Genomic DNA, 19,986 nt, shown 5'->3' with positions numbered 1-19,986 from the left:
AGGCGCTAGCCTGGTGCCGATGTATCCCCTCCTCTTCCGCACGGTCCTGTCGCGCATGGACCCGGAGGACGCCCACCACCTCGCGTCCACGGCCATCGCCCTCCTCCCGTCGTCCGGCTTCGGCTGGATCGCCCGGCGGCTGACGGCACCGGATCCGTCGCTCGCGGTCGACGCCCTCGGCCTCCGCTTCCCGTCCCCGTTCGGCGTCGCCGCGGGCTTCGACAAGGACGCGCAGGCCGTGCTCGGCCTCGGCCAGCTGGGCTTCGGCCACGTCGAGGTCGGCACCGTCACGGCCGAGGCGCAGCCGGGCAACCCGCGGCCGCGCCTGTTCCGCCTGATCGAGGACCGCGCCGTCATCAACCGCATGGGCTTCAACAACGGGGGAGCGGCCGCTCTCGCCGACCGGCTCCGTCGGCTGCGGTCCCGGCGCGATCGGCCCGTGATCGGCGTCAACATCGGCAAGACCCGTGCCGTGGCCGTCGACGACGCCGTGGCCGACTACGTCCGGTCCGCGCGCCTCGTCGCTCCGGTCGCCGACTACCTCGCGGTCAACGTCAGCTCGCCGAACACGCCGGGGCTCCGCGGGCTGCAGGAGATCGAGCTGCTCCGGCCCCTCCTCACGAGCATCCGCGACGCCGCGGACGGCGTGCCCGTGCTCGTGAAGATCGCGCCCGACCTGCAGGACGCGGAGGTCGAGCGGATCGCCGAGCTCGCGACCGAGCTGGGCCTCGCGGGCGTCATCGCCACGAACACCACGCTGTCCCGCGCGGACCTCCGCACGGACGCCGCGGTCGTGGAAGCGGCAGGCGCCGGCGGGCTCTCGGGGTCGCCGCTCGCCCCGCGCGCGCTCGAGGTGCTCCGGATCCTGCGCCGCGCGCTGCCCGCCGAGTCGTGCGTCATCTCCGTGGGCGGCGTGGACACGGCGGAGGACGTGCAGGCGCGGCTCGACGCCGGCGCCACGCTGGTGCAGGGCTACACGGCGTTCCTCTACCGGGGTCCGCTCTGGGCGAGGTCCGTCAACGCCGGCCTCGTGCGGATCCGCCGCACGCGGTGACGCGCACGCGCCGACGGCGCGCGCGGGCGATCAGCCGAAGGTGACCTTCTCGCGCCGCTTGACCTGGGGCTTGGGCAGGCGCATCGGCCGCATCTGGATGGTACGCATCCCCGTGTACCAGCGGATCCCGCGCTCGACGCGGTCGGCGCCGACGCGGGCGGCGATGGCGGCCCGGACGCGGCGCCCGGTGAAGTAGGCGTCGATGATGGCGGCGATGACGAACACGTAGATCGACAGCAGCGGGATCGCCGACAGGTTCGGCAGCACGAACGTGAGCACCACGACGACGCCCATCACGGGGAGCAGCAGCTCGCCGACGCTCCAGCGCGCGTCCACCACGTCGCGGGCGTACCGCTTCTGCGGGCCCTTGTCGCGGACGGGCAGGTAGCGCTCGTCGCCGGCGGCCATGCCCGCGTTGGCCCGGGCGCGCGCCTCGCGCGCCTTCTCTTTGGCCTGCTGCGCCGCGAGCTTGCGGTCCTGGGGCACGAGCGGGCGGAGGTTCGCGGCCTCCCGCTCCCGACGGGTCGGGGTGGGGCCCTTCTTCCCGTCGGCCGTGCGGCCGTCGCCGGGCGCCTGGGCGTCCGTCTCGGAGGGGGTCTCTGCGGGGGTGTGCTGCTTCGCCACGTCTCTCGTCCTTGCCTGGAGTGAATCTAAGATTACCTGCATGACGCCTCCCGACACCTCCGCAGACGCCGTGACCGCACCTGACCAGGAGGTCGTCGACCGGCTCGCGGCCGCCGTCGCGGGAGGGCTGCCCACCACGATCGCCGACCTCTCGGCGCTCGTGCGCATCCCCTCCGTCTCCTGGCCGGCCTTCGATCCGACGCACGTCGCCGCCAGCGCGGACGCCGTGGCGGGGCTCCTCGCCGGGCTCGGCGTCTTCGACGACGTCTCCGTCCACCGCGCCACGACCCCTTCGGGCGACGACGGGCAGCCCGCGGTCCTCGCCACCCGCGCCGCGAAGGACGGGAAGCCCACCGTCCTCCTCTACGCCCACCACGACGTGCAGCCCCCCGGAGCCGACGAGCACTGGGAGACCCCGCCCTTCGAGCCGACCCTCCGCGGGGATCGCCTGCACGGGCGCGGCGCCTCCGACGACAAGGCCGGCATCATGACGCACGTCGCGGCCATCCGCGCGCTCGTCGAAGCAGAGGGCGACGACCTCGACCTCGGCCTCGCGGTGTTCATCGAGGGCGAGGAGGAGGCCGGGTCCCGCTCCTTCTCCGACTTCCTCGCCACGCACCACGACGCCCTCGCCGCCGACGTCATCGTCGTCGCCGACAGCGACAACTGGGACGTCGACACCCCGTCGATCACCATCGCCCTCCGCGGCAACGTCACGTTCCGCCTGACGGTGCGCACGCTCGACCACGCCTCGCACTCGGGCATGTTCGGCGGCGCCGTCCCCGACGCGATGATGGCGGCCGTCCGCCTCCTCGACTCCCTGTGGGACGAGCGCGGATCCGTCGCCGTCGCGGGCCTCACCTCGACCGACATGGAGACGCCGGCCTACGACGACGCGCGCCTCGCCGAGGAGGCGGCGCTGCTGCCTGGTGTCTCCGCGGTGGGCACCGGCCCCATCCTCACGCGCCTCTGGGCGCAGCCGGCCATCACGGTCACGGGCATCGACGCGCCCTCCGTCGCCAACGCCAGCAACACGCTCCTCCCCGAGGTGTCCGTCCGCATCAGCGCGCGCATCGCCCCCGGCCAGACGGCGGCGGACGCGTACCGCGCCCTCGAGGCGCACGTCGAGCGGAACCGTCCCTTCGGCGCGCACGTGGAGCTCAGCGACGTCGACCAGGGCGACCCCTTCCTCGTCGACACGACGGGCTGGGCCATGGCCGAGGCCACCGCCGCCATGACCGCCGGTTGGGGCCGCGCGCCCGTGCAGGCCGGCATCGGCGGATCCATCCCGTTCATCGCCGACCTCGTCGAGGCGTTCCCGTCCGCGCAGATCCTGGTCACCGGCGTCGAGGACCCGGACACGCGCGCCCACAGCCCGAACGAGTCGCAGCACCTGGGCGTGCTGCGGCGCGCGATCCTCAGCGAGGCCGTCCTGCTGTCGCGCATCGCCCGCCGCAGCTGACGGGCCCCTCTCGACCGCCGGCCGGATCGGGCCGGCGGTCGGGAACACCCGGGTGACTCCCGCGGTTGCACGACGTAGACTCCACCGGAGTCGCCCGACCGCAGATCCCACCACCCGAGGAGTGCTCATGACCGACACCACGCTGACCGAGACCGCCCAGGCGGCCCACCGCGTCGGACTCACGGACACCGCGGCGAGCAAGGTCAAGAGCCTGCTCCAGCAGGAGGGCCGCGAGGACCTCCGCCTCCGCGTCGCCGTCCAGCCCGGCGGCTGCTCGGGCCTCATCTACCAGCTCTACTTCGACGAGCGCGAGCTCGACGGCGACGCCACGGTCGACTTCGACGGGGTCGAGGTCATCGTCGACAAGATGAGCGTCCCGTACCTCGACGGCGCCACGATCGACTTCGAGGACACCATCCAGAAGCAGGGCTTCACCATCGACAACCCGAACGCGGGCGGCTCGTGCGCGTGCGGTGACTCGTTCCACTGACACACGGAACGGTAAGCGGATCTGGGCCCGGAAACACGGGGCCCGAGCAGGGAGTCGTCCTTCGGGCGGCTCCCTGTCGCGTAGTGTGGGACCCGTCACATCCGGTTCTTCGAAGGGTCTGCACGTGCGCTTCACTCGCCGTCAACGTTGGCTGACGATCCCCGTCGCCCTGGGCATCTCGATACTCCTCGCGGGGTGCACGCAGCAGCAGCTCCAGGGCTTCCTGCCGACGGAACCGGGCACGACCAACCACGTGGACTCGGTCATCGGCCTGTGGGTCACCGCCTGGATCGTCCTCCTCGCGGTGGGCGTCCTCACCTGGGGCCTCACCATCTGGGCCGCGGTCGTGTACCGCCGCCGCAAGGGCCAGACCGGCCTGCCCGTGCAGATGCGCTACAACATGCCGATCGAGATCTTCTACACGATCGTGCCGCTGATCCTCGTCCTCGGCTTCTTCGCGTTCACCGCCAAGGACCAGGCCGCCATCGAGGCCCGCTTCGACAAGCCCGAGGTCAAGGTCCAGGTCTTCGGCAAGCAGTGGGCGTGGGACTTCAACTACCTCGGCGGCGAGACCGAGGCCGGCCAGCCCATCGAGGGCGGCGCGTACGAGCAGGGCGTCCAGGCCGTCGACGACCCGAACGGCCCGCAGGGCTCCATCGACAAGGACAAGCTCCCCACGCTCTACCTGCCGGTCAACACCAAGGTCGAGCTCGAGCTCAACACCCGCGACACGCTGCACTCCTTCTGGGTGGTGGACTTCCTCTACAAGAAGGACCTCATCTCCGGCAAGACGAACTACATGACGTTCATCCCGGAGAAGGAGGGGACGTACATGGGCAAGTGCGCCGAGCTCTGCGGCGAGTACCACTCCCTCATGCTCTTCCAGGTGAAGGTCGTCTCCGTCGACGAGTACAACGCGTACATCGAGAGCCAGAAGGCCGCCGGCTTCGAGGGCGACCTCGGCAAGGACTACGACCGCCTGCAGAACCTCCCCGGCACCGACGTGCCGGCCACCACCGAGTCGTCCGAGAAGTAGGGCACACACACCGTGACATCGACACTCAACCGTCCCACCGCGATCCCCGCGGGACAGGCGAAGGTCCTCGAGAACTCCGGCAAGGCCGAACGGCGTGGGAACGTCGTGGTCAACTGGATCACCTCCACGGACCACAAGACCATCGGGTACCTGTACCTCATCACCTCGTTCCTCTACTTCTGCCTGGGCGGCGTGATGGCCCTCGTCATCCGCGCACAGCTCTTCGAGCCGGGCCTGCACGTCGTGGAGACGAAGGAGCAGTACAACCAGCTCTTCACCATGCACGGCACGATCATGCTGCTCATGTTCGCGACGCCGCTCTTCGCCGGCTTCGCCAACGTGCTCATGCCACTGCAGATCGGCGCTCCTGACGTCGCGTTCCCGCGACTCAACGCCTTCGCGTACTGGCTGTTCAACTTCGGCTCGCTGATCGCGGTCGCCGGATTCCTCACCCCGGCCGGAGCGGCCTCGTTCGGGTGGTTCGCCTACGCCCCGCTGTCGAGCACGACGTTCTCGCCAGGGTTGGGCGGCAATCTCTGGGTGATGGGCCTCGCGCTCAGCGGCTTCGGCACCATCCTCGGCGCGGTCAACTTCGTGACGACCATCATCACGATGCGCGCGCCCGGCATGACCATGTTCCGCATGCCGATCTTCACGTGGAACATCCTCGTGACGTCGATCCTCGTGCTCATGGCGTTCCCGGTCCTCGCGGCCGCGCTCTTCGGCCTCGGCGCCGACCGCATATTCGACGCGCACATCTACGACCCGGCAAACGGCGGCGCCATCCTCTGGCAGCACCTCTTCTGGTTCTTCGGGCACCCCGAGGTGTACATCATCGCGCTGCCGTTCTTCGGCATCGTCTCCGAGGTGTTCCCGGTCTTCAGCCGCAAGCCGATCTTCGGGTACAAGACCCTCGTGTACGCGACCATCTCCATCGCGGCCCTCTCGGTCACGGTGTGGGCGCACCACATGTACGTCACCGGGTCCGTCCTGCTGCCGTTCTTCTCGCTCATGACCATGCTCATCGCGGTCCCCACCGGCGTGAAGATCTTCAACTGGATCGGCACGATGTGGCGTGGTTCGGTCACGTTCGAGACGCCCATGCTGTGGGCCATCGGCTTCCTCATCACGTTCACGTTCGGCGGCCTGACCGGCGTCATCCTGGCGTCGCCCCCGCTCGACTTCCACGTGTCCGACACGTACTTCGTGGTGGCGCACTTCCACTACGTGGTGTTCGGCACCGTCGTGTTCGCCATGTTCTCCGGCTTCTACTTCTGGTGGCCCAAGTGGACGGGCACGATGCTCAACGAGCGCCTCGGCAAGGTCCACTTCTGGCTGCTGTTCGTCGGCTTCCACACCACGTTCCTCATCCAGCACTGGCTGGGGGTCATGGGCATGCCGCGTCGTTACGCGACCTATCAGCCCGAGGACGACTTCACGTGGATGAACCAGCTGTCCACGATCGGCGCCGGCATCCTCGCGCTGTCGATGATCCCGTTCTTCCTGAACGTCTGGATCACCGCGCGCACGGCGCCCCGTGTGACCGTGAACGACCCGTGGGGCTATGGCCGCTCGCTCGAGTGGGCGACCTCCTGCCCGCCGCCGCGGCACAACTTCACGTCCATCCCTCGGATCCGCTCGGAGGCCCCGGCCTTCGACCTGAACCACCCCGAGGCGGGCATCCCCGTGGGAATCGGTCCGGCGAAGGACGCTCCCGATGCCGCGACCTACGACATCTCCAGCGACAAGGTGAAGTGACGTGCGCGCCAATAGGAACCTGTTCTACGTCCTCGCGGTCTTCTTCGTCATCGCGGCGGCCGCCTACACGATCTGGCACCTGATCGACCAGAACACGGTCGAATGGGTCGGCACGCTGGCCATCGCGCTCTCGGGCGCGCTGGCCGCGTTCATCGGCTTCTTCGTCGCCCGTCTCTACGCGGCGCAGAACGGGGAGCTCCCGGAGGACCGCAGCGACGCCAACGTCGACGACGGCGACCCGGAGCTGGGCTTCTTCAGCCCGTGGAGCTGGTGGCCCGTGATCCTCGCGGCCGGCACCGCGTCCGTGTTCCTCGGCCTCGCCGTGGGCATCTGGATCGCGATCATCGGCGGCGGGCTCGCCATCATCGCGCTCGTGGGTTGGACCTACGAGTACTACCGCGGCTACTTCGCGCGCTGATCCGATGGTCGACATCCGGCACGCCCAGGCATCCGACGGGGACGCGGTCTTCGCCCTGTGCCAGCAGCTCGACATGATCAACGCCCCGGCTACGCGCGACGACTTCGACGTCACCTTCTTCCACATCCTCCGGGCCAACAAGGACGAGGGGCGGGACGTCCTGCTCGTCGCGGAAGACTCGGGGGCGGTCGTCGGATACGCGTACCTCGTCGTGAGTCGCCTGCTCTACGCCGGCGGGTTGAGCGCCCATCTCGAGGAGCTCGTCGTGGACGCGGGCGCCAGGAGCGGCGGCACGGGCTCCGCTCTCGTGCGTGCCGTGGAACGGCTCTGCGGCGATCGCGGCGTCGGGCAGATCACCATGAGCACACGGCGGGCCGGGGAGTTCTACAAGCGCCTGGGCTACGAGCGCACGGCCGAGTTCTACAAGAAGCTCCTGCGGTAGATCCGCTCCGATCGTCGCGATGCCCGGCCTCCTCGAGAGGCCGGGCATTCTCGCGTCCGGGCATGCGTGGTCGCACCGTGCGCCGTGCGCGTCCGTCGTCGCCGCTCCGCTGCGCGGAGGAGGCGGTGCTCGTCCGCGGCCGTGCCGCCGTCGGTCGACCCGCCGTGCGAAGCGGTGGGCGTCAGATGCGCCGTCGGTCCGTGTCGCCCGCGCCGCGCAGGTCAGCGGGTGGTCGCGGAGGGCAGGCAACGGATCGCCACGACCGTGACGTCGTCCGGGGGCGTGGTCGCCGCGGCGAGGCGGGTGAGGCTCGCGACTGCCGCGACGGCGCTGCTGTCGGCCTCCATCGCGGTCCGGGCGGCGAGATCCATGGACGCGATGGTCCCGTCGAAGAGGTCGAGCACGCCGTCGCTGCACACGAGGAGCATGTCGCCGGGTTCCAGGCGCACCGTCGACGGGGACCACCGCTGGGTGCCCAGGGCACCGAGCGGGAGGTTCCGCGAGGGGATCGGGTGACGGGAGCCGTCAGCACGGCAGACGACCGCGAGGCCGTGGCCGGCGTCGACCAACGCGATGTCGCCGCTCCGCGCGTCGAGCCGCAGATGCAGGAGGGTGACGAACGCGTCGTTCGCGTCGAGGTCGGATTCGACGGTGCGGTCGACCACGGCGAGCGTCCGCCCCGGATCAAGGGAAGTCGATGCGACCCGCAGCGCAGCACGGACGGTGGCCGCGATCATGGCCGCCCCCACGCCCTTGCCCATGACGTCGGCGAGCGTCACCACGAGGCCTTCCGCGGTGCGCTGCCAGTCGAAGAAGTCGCCGCTCACCGCCCCGCTGGCGACGCATGCGCCGGCGACCTGGTAGCCGGGCAGATCGGGGACGCGCTGGGGGAGGAGGCGGCGTTGCACGCTACCGCCGTCCACGAGCTCCTGCCGGGATGTCGCGGCACGTGCGGCGAACATCTTGGCTGCCTGCTCGCCGCTGAGGGAGGCCATGCTGAACGACACGACGACGAGGAGCACCAGCGTGATGAGCGTCGTGCTCGGCGTCCCGAACCATGACGTGAAGATGCCGCTCCTCGGACCCGCGGCGAGGAACACCACCAGCCGGATCGCGTAGTACGCGGCGAGGGTCCCCGAGGCGAGGATGAGCGCCCAGCGCGTGCGCGACAGGCCCGCGTCCAGCATGACGATCTCCCGGGTCGAGAGCCCGATGAGTCCGGCCATGAGCGACAGGAACAGCGCACCGCCTGACCAGTCGTCCGTCGCCGGCGAGTCGGCCGCCGACACGGCCACGATGACGGCTGCCGGGGACACGACCAGCCACCACGGCGTCGCGCGGTCACGCAGCGACCTGCTCCCCATCCACACGCAGGCGGCGCCCGCGACGATCAGCCCGTTGCCGAGCGGGTTGCCCCAAGCCTGGGAGGCGGTGCCGTCCTGCAGGTAGGCGAGGGATCCCCCCCATGAAGAGGACCAGGGCGGTGCACCACCAGAAGCTGAACGGCGACCGCGTGGCGCGGAACGTCACCAGCGCGAAGAGCAGGAACAGGGTGAGGGTCGTCACGCCGAAGGCGACGCGGAGGGTGATCGAGTCGAGCAAGATGCGGTCCGTGATCCATGGGTCGGGCCGGACGCGATACCCCGTCGAGGATCAGCCGGTGGGAGGAGAAGCGCTACCACCGGGAGGCACGACACGATGGCGACCGCTTCCCCCCGGACAGCAGCTGCATGACGTCCGTCACGCTACTCCGTCACGCCGTGCCCGGTCCGGGACGGCATGCCGCTGCCGGTGATGGACGTCGCAGAGTGGAGCCCTGGCGAACGGCCGTGGTCATCCGGGGACGACGTCTTGGCGTCGACGCAGGACGTGGACCATGACGTCGACGGTGACATCGTGCCGGTCCCCGCCGCCGGCGGCCACGTCGGCGGTCCCGCGATCCGCCACGGCTGCGTGATGGGCGGACGGACCCATACCCAGCAGCAGCCGGACGTCGTCCTCCGGGAGGCGCAGGACCCGTCGGACGCGGGTCTCCGACTCGGTCTCGAAGTACGGGTCGGCCGCCTCGAGGATCCTCTCCCGCTTGTCCTCCTGGACGCCGACGGCGCGCCCTGACGCTCGCAGCTCCCCGAGGTGCTGCGGCCCCGCCGCGACGATCGCGACGCGGCCGCCCGGGGCGAGCACGCGGTGGAACTCGGGAAGGTTGCGCGGCGCGAAGACGTCGAGGATCAGGTCGGCGACGCCGTCGCGCATCGGGAGGGCGGCCCACGTGTCCGCGACGACGCCGTCGACGTCGGGACGGCCGCGGACGGCGATGGCGACCGCCGCGGGGGAGAGGTCGGCGGCGAGTCCGGTCGATCCGGGTACGGCGTCCAGGACGGCCCGGAGGTAGTGGCCGGTGCCGCAGCCCGCGTCGACGATGCGCAGCCCTGCTTCACGGTGACCGCTGCGGGCGACCGCGGGCCGGGACGGAGCATCCGATGCCGGCTCGTGCGGGGCGACGGTCGCGTCGGTCAGGGCGTCGACGAGCGGGGCGTAGTGCCCGCGGTCGAGGAAGGTGCCGCGCGCGGCGAGCATCTCGGCGGTGTCGCCGGTGACTCGCGTACCCGATGCGAGCAGGTTGGCGTAGCCCCGCTTGTTGCCGTCGACGGTGTGTCCGTGCTCGCACCGCAGCACGAGGGGCGGCACCGCACGCAGGTCCGAGCCGCAGGAGGGGCAGCGCAGCCAGCTGGCGAGCCGGTCGAGATCCACGGGTCCTCCTGGAGACGTTTCAGTCTGGTCGAGCCGGACGCACGAGAGCCGGCCCGGCGTGACGCCGGACCGGCTCTCGATGCGTGCCCGCGCTAGACGCGGACGGGGTCGTGCCTAGTGGTGGTCACCGTGGCTGCGCTCGACGTCCTTGGTGGTGACCGGGGAGATCCGGTCCTCGAAGAACCACTTGGAGAGCGCCGCGCGGGCCCGCTGGTTGACCGTGATGCGTCCACGGCTGTCCGGGCGGATCATGAGCGGCTTGTAGTCGTCGTAGCTGACCAGGCGCCAGCGCTCGTACTCGTCGAGCTGCTCGTGCACCTCGATGAACTCGCCGCCAGGCAGCTTCACGATGCGGCCCGACTCGACGCCGTGGAGGGCGATCTCGCGGTCCTTCTTCATGAGCGCCAGGCAGATGCGCTTGGCGACCTGGTATGCGATGACCGGTCCGAGGATCAGCAGCGCCTGCAGCGTGTGGATGACGCCCTCCATCGACACCTTGAAGTGGGTGGCGATGAGGTCGGAGCTCGCAGCGGACCAGAGGACCGCGTAGAACGTGACGCCTGCCGCGCCGATCGCGGTGCGCGTCGGGGCGTTGCGCGGGCGGTCGAGGATGTGGTGCTCGCGCTTGTCGCCCGTGATCCACGCCTCGATGAAGGGGTACAGCGCGACGAGCACGATGAACAGACCCAGGACCGTGATCGGCAGGATGATGTTGAACGAGAACGTGTGGTCGAACAGCACGAACTCGAGTCCCGGCGGCACGAGGCGCAGGGCGCCGTCCGCGAAGCCGATGTACCAGTCGGGCTGGGTTCCCGCCGACACCGGTGACGGGTCGTAGGGGCCGTAGTTCCAGATCGGGTTGATCGTGAAGAACGAGGCCATGACGACGATCACGCCGAAGACGACGAAGAAGAACCCTCCGGCCTTCGCGGCGAACGTCGGGAGCACCGGGACGCCGACCACGTTCTCGTTCGTGCGGCCGGGGCCGGCGAACTGGGTGTGCTTGTGCACGACCACGAAGAGCAGGTGGAGCGCGAGGAACGCGACGAGGATCGCCGGCAGCAGCAGGATGTGCAGCGTGTAGAGCCTCGGGATGATGTGCGTGCCGGGGAACTCGCCGCCGAACAGGAGGAACGAGATCCACGTCCCGATGACCGGGATGCCCTTCACCATGCCGTCGATGATGCGCAGGCCGTTGCCGGAGAGCAGGTCGTCGGGGAGCGAGTAGCCCGTGAAGCCCTCGGCCATCGCGAGGATGAAGAGCACGAAGCCGATGAACCAGTTGAGCTCGCGCGGTTTGCGGAACGCACCCGTGAAGTAGATGCGGAGCATGTGCAGGCCGATGGACGCGACGAACAGCAGCGCCGCCCAGTGGTGGATCTGCCGCATGAGCAGGCCACCGCGGATGTCGAACGAGATGTCGAGCGACGAGGACATGGCCACGGACATCTCGACGCCCTTCAGGGGCGCGTAGGAGCCGGCGTAGTGCGTCTCCGCCATCGACGGGTTGAAGAAGAAGGTCAGCCACGTGCCCGTGAGCAGGATGACGACGAAGCTGTAGAGCGCCACCTCGCCGAGCATGAAGGACCAGTGGTCCGGGAAGATCTTCCGCCCGAACTCCTTGACGGCGACGCTGACGCTGGTGCGCTCGTCGAGGTAGGTCGCGGCCGCGGCGGTCAGGCCGCCCCCGCTCTTGGCGGCGGGTGCGGCGGCACCCGTCGTGGTCGGATCAGCTGTTGTAGTCACCACGACGCTCCCAGAAACTCGCCCCTACGGGCTCGGTGAAATCACTCTGTGCAATGAGGTAGCCCTCGTCGTTGACGGCGATGGGCAGCTGCGGCAGGGGCCGCTTGGCCGGTCCGAAGATGACCTCGCAGTGGTTGGTCACGTCGAACTGGGACTGGTGGCAGGGGCAGAGCAGGTGGTGGGTCTGCTGCTCGTAGAGCGCCACAGGGCATCCCACGTGCGTGCAGACCTTCGAGTAGGCGACGATCCCGTCGTAGGACCAGCCCTTCCGCTCCGGGGTCTCGACGAGGTCCTCGGGGCGGAGGCGCATGAGCAGCACCGCGGCCTTGGCCTTCTCCTCGAGCTTGCCCTCCTCCATCTCCATGAGCGAGGCGGGGATGACGTGGAACGCGGACCCGATGGTCACGTCCGATGCCTTGATGGGCGTGCCGGAGGGATCGCGGGTGAGGACCTCGCCCTTCTTCCACAGCGTGTGGCTGAGGGCGGAGGCGGGCTCCTCGGCGCTGCCCGGGTACAGGTCGCGGAACAGGATCACGGCCGGCAGCGGGAAGGCCACGAGGGCGCCGATGAGGCTGTTGCGGATGAGGGAGCGGCGACCGAAGCCGGACTCCTCGTTCGCCTGCGCGAAGATCTCGACGGCGCGGGCCTGCGTGGCGGGCGAGCCGCCCTGCGGGTGGCGCTCGTCGATCAGCTCGTGGTCGCTCATGAGGGCCTTGGACCAGTGGATCGCACCGATCCCGAGGCTCAGGAGCGCCAGCGCGATGCCGACGCCGAGGAACAGGTTGTTGAGGCGCACGCTGCCCGGGTCGTCCGCGTAGATCGGGAAGCCGAAGTACGCGCCGATCGCGAAGACGCTGCCCACGATGGACAGGTAGAACCACGTGTAGACGACGCGCTCGGCGGTCTTCGCCTTCTTCGGGTCCTTGTCGGTGACGCGGAGGCGGTGCTCCGGGAAGCCGGGGTTCTGGAACGCGTCGCGCGTGGCGACGGCGGTGCCGCCGGGGAGCACGACGTCACGGCCTGCCGGCTCGAGCTCGCCGGCTTCGTAGCCCGCGGGGACGACGCCCGACTCGTCCTCATCGTCGTGTGCCATGTACGTGCCTCTCCTGTGTGCTGATGCGGGTCATCGATGCGGGCGTCAGTTGGACCGGGCCGTGAGCCACACGGTCAGGGCGACGATGCCGCCGAGACCGAAGATCCACATGAAGAGGCCCTCGGACACCGGGCCGAGCCCGCCCAGGTTCGCGCCGCCGACCGTGCTGTTCTCCTCGATGTACTGCAGCGACGTGATGATGTCGCGCTTGTCCTCGGGGGAGATGTTGGTGTCGTTGAAGACCGGCATGTTCTGCGGACCGGTGACCATGGCCTCGTAGATGTGGACCGGGGCCACGCCCTCGAGGCTGGGGGCGAACTTGCCCTCGGTGAGCGCGCCTCCCGCCGCGGCCACGTTGTGGCACATGGCGCAGTTGATGCGGAAGAGCTCGGCGCCGTTGGCGGGGTCGCCCTTCCCGTCGAGGTACTGGCCGTCGGGGATGGCCGGGCCGGGAGCGAGCGAGGCGACGTATGCCGCGAGCTCCTTCACCTGCGTGTCGGTGAACTGCGTGGGCTTCTCCGGTGCCTGGACCGTGGTGCCCTGGAGCGGCATGCGGCCGGTGCCGACCTGGAAGTCGACGGAGGCCGCGCCGACGCCGATGAGGCTCGGGGCGACGCCCGTCCCCGTGGCATCCATGCCGTGGCAGGTGGCGCAGTTGGAGCCGAAGAGCTTCTGGCCCTCGTCGATGGTCTGCGCGGACTTGAGGTCGACCTCTGCCGACGCGGTGCCCGACTGGATCATCGCGTAGGCGCCGCCTGTGGTGAGCAGGCCGATGGCGAGCAGGGCGATCGTGGTCAGGGGGCTGCGGCGACCGGTTCGACGGGCGCGTGCTGTCTTGGTGCTCATGCTGTGGTTGATGCTCCCGCTCGGTGCTATTTGAGGACGTAGATGACCAGGAAGAGCCCGATCCAGACGACGTCGACGAAGTGCCAGTAGTAGGACACGACGATGGCGCTCGTCGCCTCCCTGTGCCCCATGGACCGGACCGCGAAGATGCGCCCGATGACGAGGAGGAAGGCGATGAGCCCGCCGGTGACGTGCAGGCCGTGGAAGCCCGTGGTCATGTAGAACGCCGAGCCGTAGGCGTTGCTGCTGAGCGTGATGCCCTCGGTGACGAGGGTGGCGTACTCGAAGATCTGGCCCACGACGAAGATGGCGCCAAGGGCGTAGGTGAGGAAGAACCACTCGACCGTGCCCCACTGGCTGGGCTTCCAGCCCGTGGCCCGCGCCTGCAGCCGCTCGGCCGCGAAGACGCCGAACTGGCAGGTAAAGGAGCTCGACACGAGGATGAGCGTGTTCACGAGGGAGAAGGGCACGTTGAGGCGTCCTGCCTCGAACTCCCAGAGGGCACCGGACGTGGAGCGGAGGGTGAAGTAGATCGCGAAGAGACCCGCGAAGAACATCACCTCGCTGCCGAGCCACACGATGGTGCCGACGGCGACCGTGTTCGGCCGGTTCACCACCGGCGCGGTCGATACTGGGGAGATTGAGGTGGTCGTCACAGGTTCCATTATGACCCAGGCCGACGACACCCGATGCCCACCCGGCCGCCCGTGAGATCCGATCCAGCCGCTCGTTAGGCTGATCCGCATGCCCTCCGCCCCGACCTGGCCCGCGCTCATCACCACGCTGATCGAGGGGCGCCACCTGTCGGTGTCCGAGTCCACCTGGGCCATGCGCCAGGTGATGCGCGGGGAGGCCACTCCCGCGCAGCTGGGCGGGCTCCTGGTCGCGCTGCGGGCATCCGGCGAGACCGTCGACGAGATCGTCGGCTTCCGCGACGCCGTCCTCGAGGAGGCGCTGCCGCTCGACGCGGATCCGCGCGCCCTCGACATCGTGGGGACGGGAGGCGACCCTTACGGCGCCGTCCTCAACATCTCCTCGGTGGCCTCGGTCATCGCCGCTGCCGCGGGCGTCCCCGTCATCAAGCACGGGAACCGCGGGGCGAGCTCCGCCTCGGGCGCGTCCGACGTGCTCACGGCACTCGGAGTCGACCTCAGCATCACGCCGGAGCGCGTGGCGGAGGTGCTCCGCGAGACCGGCATCACCTACGCGCACGCCGCGCTCTTCCACCCGGGCTTCCGGCACGCAGCGGCCACGAGGCGCGAGCTCGGCATCTCGACGCTGTTCAACGTGCTCGGCCCGCTCTGCAACCCGGCGCGCCCGGAGGCATCCGCGGTGGGGGTCGCCGACCTCTCGCGCGTGCCGCTCATGGTGGGCGTCTTCCGGACCCGCGGCGCGACCGCGCTCGTGTACCGGGGCGACGACGGGATCGACAAGCTCACGACCACCGGTCACAGCCACATCTGGGAGGTCAGCCGGGGCGCGGTCACCGAGCACGACCTCGACCCGCTCGAGCTCGGGATCCCGCGGGCTCCCATCGAGGCGCTCCTCGGCGAGGGCGTGGAGCAGAACGCGGAGGTGATCCGCCGCGTCCTCGCCGGAGAGCCCGGCCCTCAGCGCGACGTCGTGCTGCTGAACGCGGCGGCGGGCCTCGAGGCCTTCGACCTGATGGGGGATCCGACGCGCGTTCAGCAGCCCATGGCGCGCCGGCTGCGCGAGAAGGTCGCGATCGCCGCCGACGCCGTGGACTCCGGCCGCGCCGCCGCGAAGCTCGAGGAGTGGGCGGCGGCGACGCGCGCCTGATCCTCGTCGCCCGGTCGATGTCGCGCGTGCGGCGGATGATGGTCGCATGTGCGGGAGATTCGTGGTGGCGCGGGCGACGGGGGACCTCGTCGGGGACTGGGCGGTCGACGACGTGGACGGCGAGGACCCGCCCCCCTCGTGGAACGTCGCCCCGACGACCAGGGTCCACATGGTCGCGGACCGCCACCCGCACGGCGACGCGGACGGCGCGGTCCGCCGGGTCCTGACCGCGGCGCGGTGGGGGATCGTCCCGCCGTGGGCGAAGGCGGTGCAGGGCGCCCCTCTGATCAACGCGCGCGTCGAGACCGTGACGGAGAAGCCCACGTTCCGGAGGGCCGTGCTCACGCGGCGGGCGGTCGTGCCGGCCGACGGGTACTACGAGTGGCAGGTCACCGCCGCGGGGAAGCAGCCCGTCTACCTGCACGGCGAGGACGAGCGGCCGCTGGCGTTCGCGGCCGTGTACGAGCACTGGCGGGATCCCGCCGTCCCCGACGGGGAGCCCGGCGCGTGGCTGCGGAGCCTCGCCATCATCACGTCCGCCGCGAGCGACGCGCTCGGTCACATCCACGACCGCACGCCCGTCATCGTGCCGCGCGACCGCCTGGACGACTGGCTCGACGCCGGGACGACGGCGGTCGACGACGTACGTCACCTGCTCGGTTCGCTGCCGGAGCCCCACCTCGTGCCGCGACTCGTCTCGACCCGCGTCAACAGCGTGCGGAACGACGGACCGGATCTCGTGGCGCCCGTCGACGAGGCGCCCGCGGACGACGGGCAGCCGACGCTGATCTGACATCGCGGCGAGCCGTCGGCTGACCGCCCGGACACGCCGCACGCCCCGTCACCTGTGGCGACGGGGCGTGCGGGTCGTGCGGGTGCGGTCTACTGCACGTCGTCGTCGACCCAGTCGAAGGTCTTCGTGACGGCCTTCTTCCAGAGGCGCAGCTGGCGCTCGCGCTCGGCGTCGTCCATGTCCGGCGTCCACCGGCTGTCCTCCTGCCAGTTCTGGCGGAGGTCGTCGAGGTCCTTCCAGAATCCGACGGCGAGGCCCGCGGCGTACGCGGCACCGAGCGCAGTGGTCTCCGCGACGACGGGGCGGACGACGGGCACGCCGAGGATGTCGGCCTGGAACTGCATCAGCAGGTTGTTGGCGATCATGCCGCCGTCGACCTTGAGCTCCGTGAGGTCGACGCCCGAGTCGGCGTTGACCGCGTCGAGCACCTCACGCGTCTGGAAGGCCGTCGCCTCCAGCGCCGCGCGGGCGATGTGGCCCTTGTTGACGTAGCGCGTGAGGCCCACGAGCGCGCCCCGGGCGTCCGAGCGCCAGTACGGCGCGAACAGGCCCGAGAACGCGGGGACGAAGTACACGCCGCCGTTGTCCTCGACGGTGGCGGCCAGCGTCTCGATCTCCGCGGCGCTCGACACGAGGCCGAGGTTGTCGCGCATCCACTGCACGAGCGAGCCGGTGACGGCGATGGAGCCCTCGAGCGCGTAGTGCGGCTCCTGGTCGCCCAGCTTGTAGCCGAGCGTGGTGAGGAGGCCGTTCTGCGAGTGGATGATGTCGGTGCCGGTGTTGAAGATCAGGAAGTTGCCGGTGCCGTAGGTGTTCTTCGACTCGCCCTGGTCGAACGCGGCCTGGCCGAACGTGGCGGCCTGCTGGTCGCCCAGGATGCCGGCGATCGGCACCTCGCGCAGGAGGCTCGAGGACTCGACCTGGCCGTAGACCTCGGAGGAGCTCTTGATCTCGGGGAGCATCGAGCGCGGCACGTCGAAGGCCTTCAGGATGTCGTCGTCCCACTGGAGCGTCTCGAGGTCCATGAAGAGCGTGCGCGACGCGTTGGTGACGTCGGTGACGTGCACGCCGCCGTCGGTGCCGCCGGTGAGGTTCCAGAGGACCCAGGTGTCGGTCGTGCCGAACATGAGCTCGCCGGCCTCGGCCTTCTCGCGGGCGCCGTCGACGTTCTCGAGGATCCAGACGATCTTCGTGCCCGAGAAGTAGGTGGCGAGCGGGAGCCCGACGGTGGGCTTGAAGCGCTCCACCCCGCCGTCGGCCGCCAGGCGGTCGACGATCTTCTGCGTGCGGGTGTCCTGCCAGACGATGGCGTTGTAGACGGGCTTGCCCGTGGTGCGGTCCCATACGACGGCGGTCTCGCGCTGGTTGGTGATGCCGACGGCCTCGACGTCGTGGCGCGTGATGTCGGCCTTGGACAGCGCCTGGCCGATGACCTCGCGCGTGTTGCGCCAGATCTCCATCGGGTCGTGCTCGACCCAGCCGGCGCGGGGGAAGATCTGCTCGTGCTCGAGCTGGCCGGTGGACACGATGGATCCGCTGTGGTCGAAGACGATGGCACGCGTGCTCGTGGTGCCCTGGTCGATGGCGACGATGTACTTCTCGCTCATGTGGTCTCTCCTATGAGGGGTCGGGGGAATTAGAGGATGGGGAGCAGCGCGTAGGACGCGAGGCCGGCGAGGACGCCGCCGATGGCGGGACCGGCGACCGGGACCCAGGCGTAGGACCAGTCGCTCGAGCCCTTGCCCTTGATGGGCAGGATCGCGTGCGCGATGCGGGGACCGAGGTCACGGGCCGGGTTGATGGCGTAGCCGGTCGGGCCGCCGAGGGACGCGCCGATGCCGACCACGAGGAGGGCGACCGGGATCGCGCCGAGGGCGGAGAGGCCGGCGGGGGTGGACGCGTCCGCGTCGGGGTTGTTCGCGAGGCTGAAGCCGAGGATCACGATGACCAGCACGAACGTGCCGATGATCTCCGTGACGAGGTTCCAGGCGTAGTTGCGGATGGACGGGCCGGTCGAGAACACGCCGAGCTTGGTGGCCGCGTCGGGCTCCTCGTCGAAGTGCTGCTTGTAGGCGAGCCAGCAGAACACGGCGCCGATGATGGCGCCGACCATCTGGGCGAGGATGTAGACGGGGACGCTCGCGACGTCCTCGATCTTGCCGGCGGCGAGGAGGCCGAGCGTCACCGCCGGGTTGAGGTGCGCGCCGGACGCGTAGGAGACGGTCACACCGGCGAAGACCGCGAGGCCCCAGCCGAAGTTGACCATGAGGGTGCCGCCGGCGAGCCCCTTCGACTTGATGAGCGCGACGTTCGCCACGACTCCGCATCCGAGGAGGACGAGGAGGGCGGTGCCCACCGTCTCCGACAGGAAAATGACTCCAAGATCCACTGCGTGGTGCTCCGATCGTTCGTCGAGGCGCGGGGGCGACCTCTTCCGCATCATCGCGGTGGCTCCAATCTAGTGCCGGTAGGGCGCACCTCCCTGTCGCGGCTGGCCGCTCCGCGACGCGGATCCCTGCCCCTGATGGAGGGTCGGCGGGGCTGTCGGAGCCCGTCCTCCCGGGCGTATGTTGGCGACACACCCGAGTCGCCGCCGACCGAGTCCCGTCCTCGATCCGGCTCGGATGCGCGGCTGCCGTCCGGCCGCCCGAGACCCGCGAGGAGCCGGCCGTGAAGAAGCTGATCAACGACCCGAGGGCGGTGGCCGACGAGGCCGTCGCGGGCTTCGCCGCCGCCCACCCCGACCTGGTCGCCCTGAGCGCGGATCCGCTCTTCGTGCGTCGCGCGGAGCCCACCCGACCAGGACGCGTGGCGCTCGTGAGCGGCGGCGGCAGCGGGCACGAGCCGCTGCATGCCGGCTTCGTGGGCCACGGCATGCTCGACGCGGCCGTGCCCGGCCCCGTGTTCACGAGTCCCACCCCGGATCCCGTCGTCGCCGCGACCCTGGCCGTCGACGCCGGCGCGGGCGTGCTGCACATCGTGAAGAACTACACGGGCGACGTCCTGAACTTCGAGACCGCGGCCGAGCTCGCGGAGGCGGAGGGCGTGCGCGTGAGGACGGTCGTGGTCGACGACGACGTCGCGGTCACCGACTCCCTCTACACGGCAGGCCGCCGCGGGGTGGCCGGCACCGTGCTCGTCGAGCGCATCGCGGGCGCCGCCGCGGAGCGCGGGGACGACCTCGACGCCGTCGCCGCGATCGCCGAGCGGGTGATCGGGCAGGTCAGGAGCATGGGCGTCGCCATCCGCGCGTGCACCGTCCCGCACGCCGGCGAGCCGAGCTTCGCGCTCGAGGACGACGAGATGGAGATCGGCATCGGGATCCACGGGGAGCCCGGCCGCGTGAAGCTGCCGCTCGAGCCGGTGGACGCCATCGTGGAGCGGCTCCTCGACCCGGTGCTCGAGGACCTCGCCGCGCCGGCCGGCAGCCGCGTGCTGCTGATGGTGAACGGGATGGGCGCCACACCGCTGTCCGAGCTCTACATCGCGTACCGCCGGGCCGCCGCCGTGCTCGAGGAGGCCGGCCTGACCGTCGCCCGGAGCCTCGTGGGAGACTACGTCACGGCCCTCGACATGGAGGGACTGTCCCTCACGGTGCTGCTGCTCGACGACGAGCTCGTCGACCTGTGGGACTCGCCCGTGCAGACCGCCGCGCTGCGGTGGGGGAGGTAGC

At 70.3% G+C, this 19,986-nt stretch carries 19 protein-coding genes; 10 read left to right on the top strand and 9 right to left on the bottom strand.

The annotated features are described in order from the left end of the window. Positions 1-19: 19 nt before the first annotated feature. Positions 20-1,054, top strand: a complete 1,035-nt coding sequence (locus K0V08_RS05040; RefSeq protein WP_079533418.1) for a quinone-dependent dihydroorotate dehydrogenase — start codon at positions 20-22, stop codon at positions 1,052-1,054. A 30-nt stretch (positions 1,055-1,084) separates the two neighbouring features. Here the strand turns inward: K0V08_RS05040 and K0V08_RS05035 are convergent, their stop codons facing one another. Further along, positions 1,085-1,678, bottom strand: a complete 594-nt coding sequence (locus K0V08_RS05035) for a DUF3043 domain-containing protein (RefSeq protein WP_012038532.1) — start codon at positions 1,676-1,678, stop codon at positions 1,085-1,087. Positions 1,679-1,718: 40 nt separating this feature from the next. Between K0V08_RS05035 and K0V08_RS05030 the strand changes: the two genes are divergently transcribed. From K0V08_RS05030 to K0V08_RS05005, 6 genes are all read left to right on the top strand, one after another. Next, complete coding sequence (locus K0V08_RS05030; protein WP_012038531.1) at positions 1,719-3,140, top strand: dipeptidase; 1,422 nt, start codon at positions 1,719-1,721, stop codon at positions 3,138-3,140. Between the two features lie 127 nt (positions 3,141-3,267). Then, a complete protein-coding gene (gene erpA, locus K0V08_RS05025) occupies positions 3,268-3,630 on the top strand; it encodes an iron-sulfur cluster insertion protein ErpA (RefSeq protein WP_012038530.1) in 363 nt (120 codons plus the stop codon). A gap of 124 nt (positions 3,631-3,754) precedes the next feature. Continuing rightward, positions 3,755-4,666 (top strand): aa3-type cytochrome oxidase subunit II, encoded by a 912-nt coding sequence (gene ctaC, locus K0V08_RS05020; RefSeq protein ID WP_012038529.1) that lies wholly within the window; start codon positions 3,755-3,757, stop codon positions 4,664-4,666. Positions 4,667-4,678: 12 nt separating this feature from the next. Then, the gene (ctaD, locus tag K0V08_RS05015) at positions 4,679-6,424 is read left to right on the top strand and encodes an aa3-type cytochrome oxidase subunit I (protein WP_012038528.1); all 1,746 of its coding nucleotides are present in this window, start codon (positions 4,679-4,681) and stop codon (positions 6,422-6,424) included. 1 nt (position 6,425) lies between these two features. Further along, entirely contained in the window at positions 6,426-6,842 is a 417-nt protein-coding gene (locus K0V08_RS05010) for a cytochrome c oxidase subunit 4 (protein WP_079533416.1), read from the top strand. A 4-nt stretch (positions 6,843-6,846) separates the two neighbouring features. After that, positions 6,847-7,284, top strand: a complete 438-nt coding sequence (locus K0V08_RS05005) for a GNAT family N-acetyltransferase (protein ID WP_079533414.1) — start codon at positions 6,847-6,849, stop codon at positions 7,282-7,284. A 221-nt stretch (positions 7,285-7,505) separates the two neighbouring features. Here the strand turns inward: K0V08_RS05005 and K0V08_RS05000 are convergent, their stop codons facing one another. From K0V08_RS05000 to ctaE, 6 genes are all read right to left on the bottom strand, one after another. Continuing rightward, the gene (locus tag K0V08_RS05000) at positions 7,506-8,648 is read right to left on the bottom strand and encodes a PP2C family protein-serine/threonine phosphatase (protein ID WP_079533412.1); all 1,143 of its coding nucleotides are present in this window, start codon (positions 8,646-8,648) and stop codon (positions 7,506-7,508) included. Positions 8,649-9,117: 469 nt separating this feature from the next. Next, positions 9,118-10,035, bottom strand: a complete 918-nt coding sequence (locus tag K0V08_RS04995; protein ID WP_012038525.1) for a methyltransferase domain-containing protein — start codon at positions 10,033-10,035, stop codon at positions 9,118-9,120. 114 nt (positions 10,036-10,149) lie between these two features. Next, positions 10,150-11,781: a cytochrome bc1 complex cytochrome b subunit gene (gene qcrB, locus K0V08_RS04990; RefSeq protein ID WP_012038524.1), complete on the bottom strand. Its 1,632-nt coding sequence runs from the start codon at positions 11,779-11,781 to the stop codon at positions 10,150-10,152. Then, the gene (qcrA, locus tag K0V08_RS04985; RefSeq protein WP_012038523.1) at positions 11,765-12,874 is read right to left on the bottom strand and encodes a cytochrome bc1 complex Rieske iron-sulfur subunit; all 1,110 of its coding nucleotides are present in this window, start codon (positions 12,872-12,874) and stop codon (positions 11,765-11,767) included. Before qcrA ends, qcrB begins: the two co-directional genes overlap by 17 nt. A gap of 45 nt (positions 12,875-12,919) precedes the next feature. Beyond that, the gene (qcrC, locus tag K0V08_RS04980; protein WP_043586512.1) at positions 12,920-13,720 is read right to left on the bottom strand and encodes a cytochrome bc1 complex diheme cytochrome c subunit; all 801 of its coding nucleotides are present in this window, start codon (positions 13,718-13,720) and stop codon (positions 12,920-12,922) included. 26 nt (positions 13,721-13,746) lie between these two features. Continuing rightward, positions 13,747-14,385 carry an aa3-type cytochrome oxidase subunit III gene (ctaE, locus tag K0V08_RS04975; protein ID WP_079533409.1) on the bottom strand — a complete coding sequence of 213 codons (639 nt, stop codon included), beginning with the start codon at positions 14,383-14,385 and terminating at the stop codon, positions 13,747-13,749. A gap of 79 nt (positions 14,386-14,464) precedes the next feature. Between ctaE and trpD the strand changes: the two genes are divergently transcribed. Then, entirely contained in the window at positions 14,465-15,520 is a 1,056-nt protein-coding gene (trpD, locus tag K0V08_RS04970; RefSeq protein ID WP_012038520.1) for an anthranilate phosphoribosyltransferase, read from the top strand. A gap of 46 nt (positions 15,521-15,566) precedes the next feature. Next, on the top strand, positions 15,567-16,313 hold the full coding sequence (locus K0V08_RS04965) for an SOS response-associated peptidase (protein ID WP_043560823.1): 747 nt from the start codon (positions 15,567-15,569) through the stop codon (positions 16,311-16,313). An 89-nt stretch (positions 16,314-16,402) separates the two neighbouring features. Here K0V08_RS04965 and glpK read toward each other — a convergent pair whose 3' ends face one another. After that, positions 16,403-17,920, bottom strand: coding sequence for a glycerol kinase GlpK (gene glpK / locus K0V08_RS04960; protein ID WP_079533407.1), 1,518 nt, complete (start codon positions 17,918-17,920; stop codon positions 16,403-16,405). Positions 17,921-17,949: 29 nt separating this feature from the next. Beyond that, on the bottom strand, positions 17,950-18,756 hold the full coding sequence (locus tag K0V08_RS04955) for an MIP/aquaporin family protein (protein ID WP_172401759.1): 807 nt from the start codon (positions 18,754-18,756) through the stop codon (positions 17,950-17,952). 227 nt (positions 18,757-18,983) lie between these two features. Here K0V08_RS04955 and dhaK point away from each other — a divergent pair, with 227 nt between their 5' ends. Next, positions 18,984-19,985 carry a dihydroxyacetone kinase subunit DhaK gene (dhaK, locus tag K0V08_RS04950; RefSeq protein WP_012038516.1) on the top strand — a complete coding sequence of 334 codons (1,002 nt, stop codon included), beginning with the start codon at positions 18,984-18,986 and terminating at the stop codon, positions 19,983-19,985. The last annotated feature ends 1 nt before the right edge of the window (position 19,986 follow it).

The organism is Clavibacter michiganensis, from assembly GCF_021216655.1.
Taxonomy (GTDB): domain Bacteria; phylum Actinomycetota; class Actinomycetes; order Actinomycetales; family Microbacteriaceae; genus Clavibacter; species Clavibacter michiganensis.
Note: the sequence above shows the minus strand (reverse complement) of the source record. Positions and strands in the feature narration are given on the sequence as shown.

Excerpts from the sequence above, each read along its gene's own strand:
- K0V08_RS05040 (WP_079533418.1), top strand. The coding sequence starts at position 20 with ATGTATCCCCTCCTCTTCCGCACGGTCCTGTCGCGCATGGACCCGGAG.
- K0V08_RS05030 (WP_012038531.1), top strand. The coding sequence starts at position 1,719 with ATGACGCCTCCCGACACCTCCGCAGACGCCGTGACCGCACCTGACCAG.
- erpA (WP_012038530.1), top strand. The coding sequence starts at position 3,268 with ATGACCGACACCACGCTGACCGAGACCGCCCAGGCGGCCCACCGCGTC.
- K0V08_RS05005 (WP_079533414.1), top strand. The coding sequence starts at position 6,847 with ATGGTCGACATCCGGCACGCCCAGGCATCCGACGGGGACGCGGTCTTC.
- K0V08_RS05000 (WP_079533412.1), bottom strand. The coding sequence starts at position 8,648 with ATGGGGAGCAGGTCGCTGCGTGACCGCGCGACGCCGTGGTGGCTGGTC.
- qcrA (WP_012038523.1), bottom strand. The coding sequence starts at position 12,874 with ATGGCACACGACGATGAGGACGAGTCGGGCGTCGTCCCCGCGGGCTAC.
- qcrC (WP_043586512.1), bottom strand. The coding sequence starts at position 13,720 with ATGAGCACCAAGACAGCACGCGCCCGTCGAACCGGTCGCCGCAGCCCC.
- ctaE (WP_079533409.1), bottom strand. The coding sequence starts at position 14,385 with ATGGAACCTGTGACGACCACCTCAATCTCCCCAGTATCGACCGCGCCG.
- trpD (WP_012038520.1), top strand. The coding sequence starts at position 14,465 with ATGCCCTCCGCCCCGACCTGGCCCGCGCTCATCACCACGCTGATCGAG.
- K0V08_RS04965 (WP_043560823.1), top strand. The coding sequence starts at position 15,567 with ATGTGCGGGAGATTCGTGGTGGCGCGGGCGACGGGGGACCTCGTCGGG.
- glpK (WP_079533407.1), bottom strand. The coding sequence starts at position 17,920 with ATGAGCGAGAAGTACATCGTCGCCATCGACCAGGGCACCACGAGCACG.
- K0V08_RS04955 (WP_172401759.1), bottom strand. The coding sequence starts at position 18,756 with ATGATGCGGAAGAGGTCGCCCCCGCGCCTCGACGAACGATCGGAGCAC.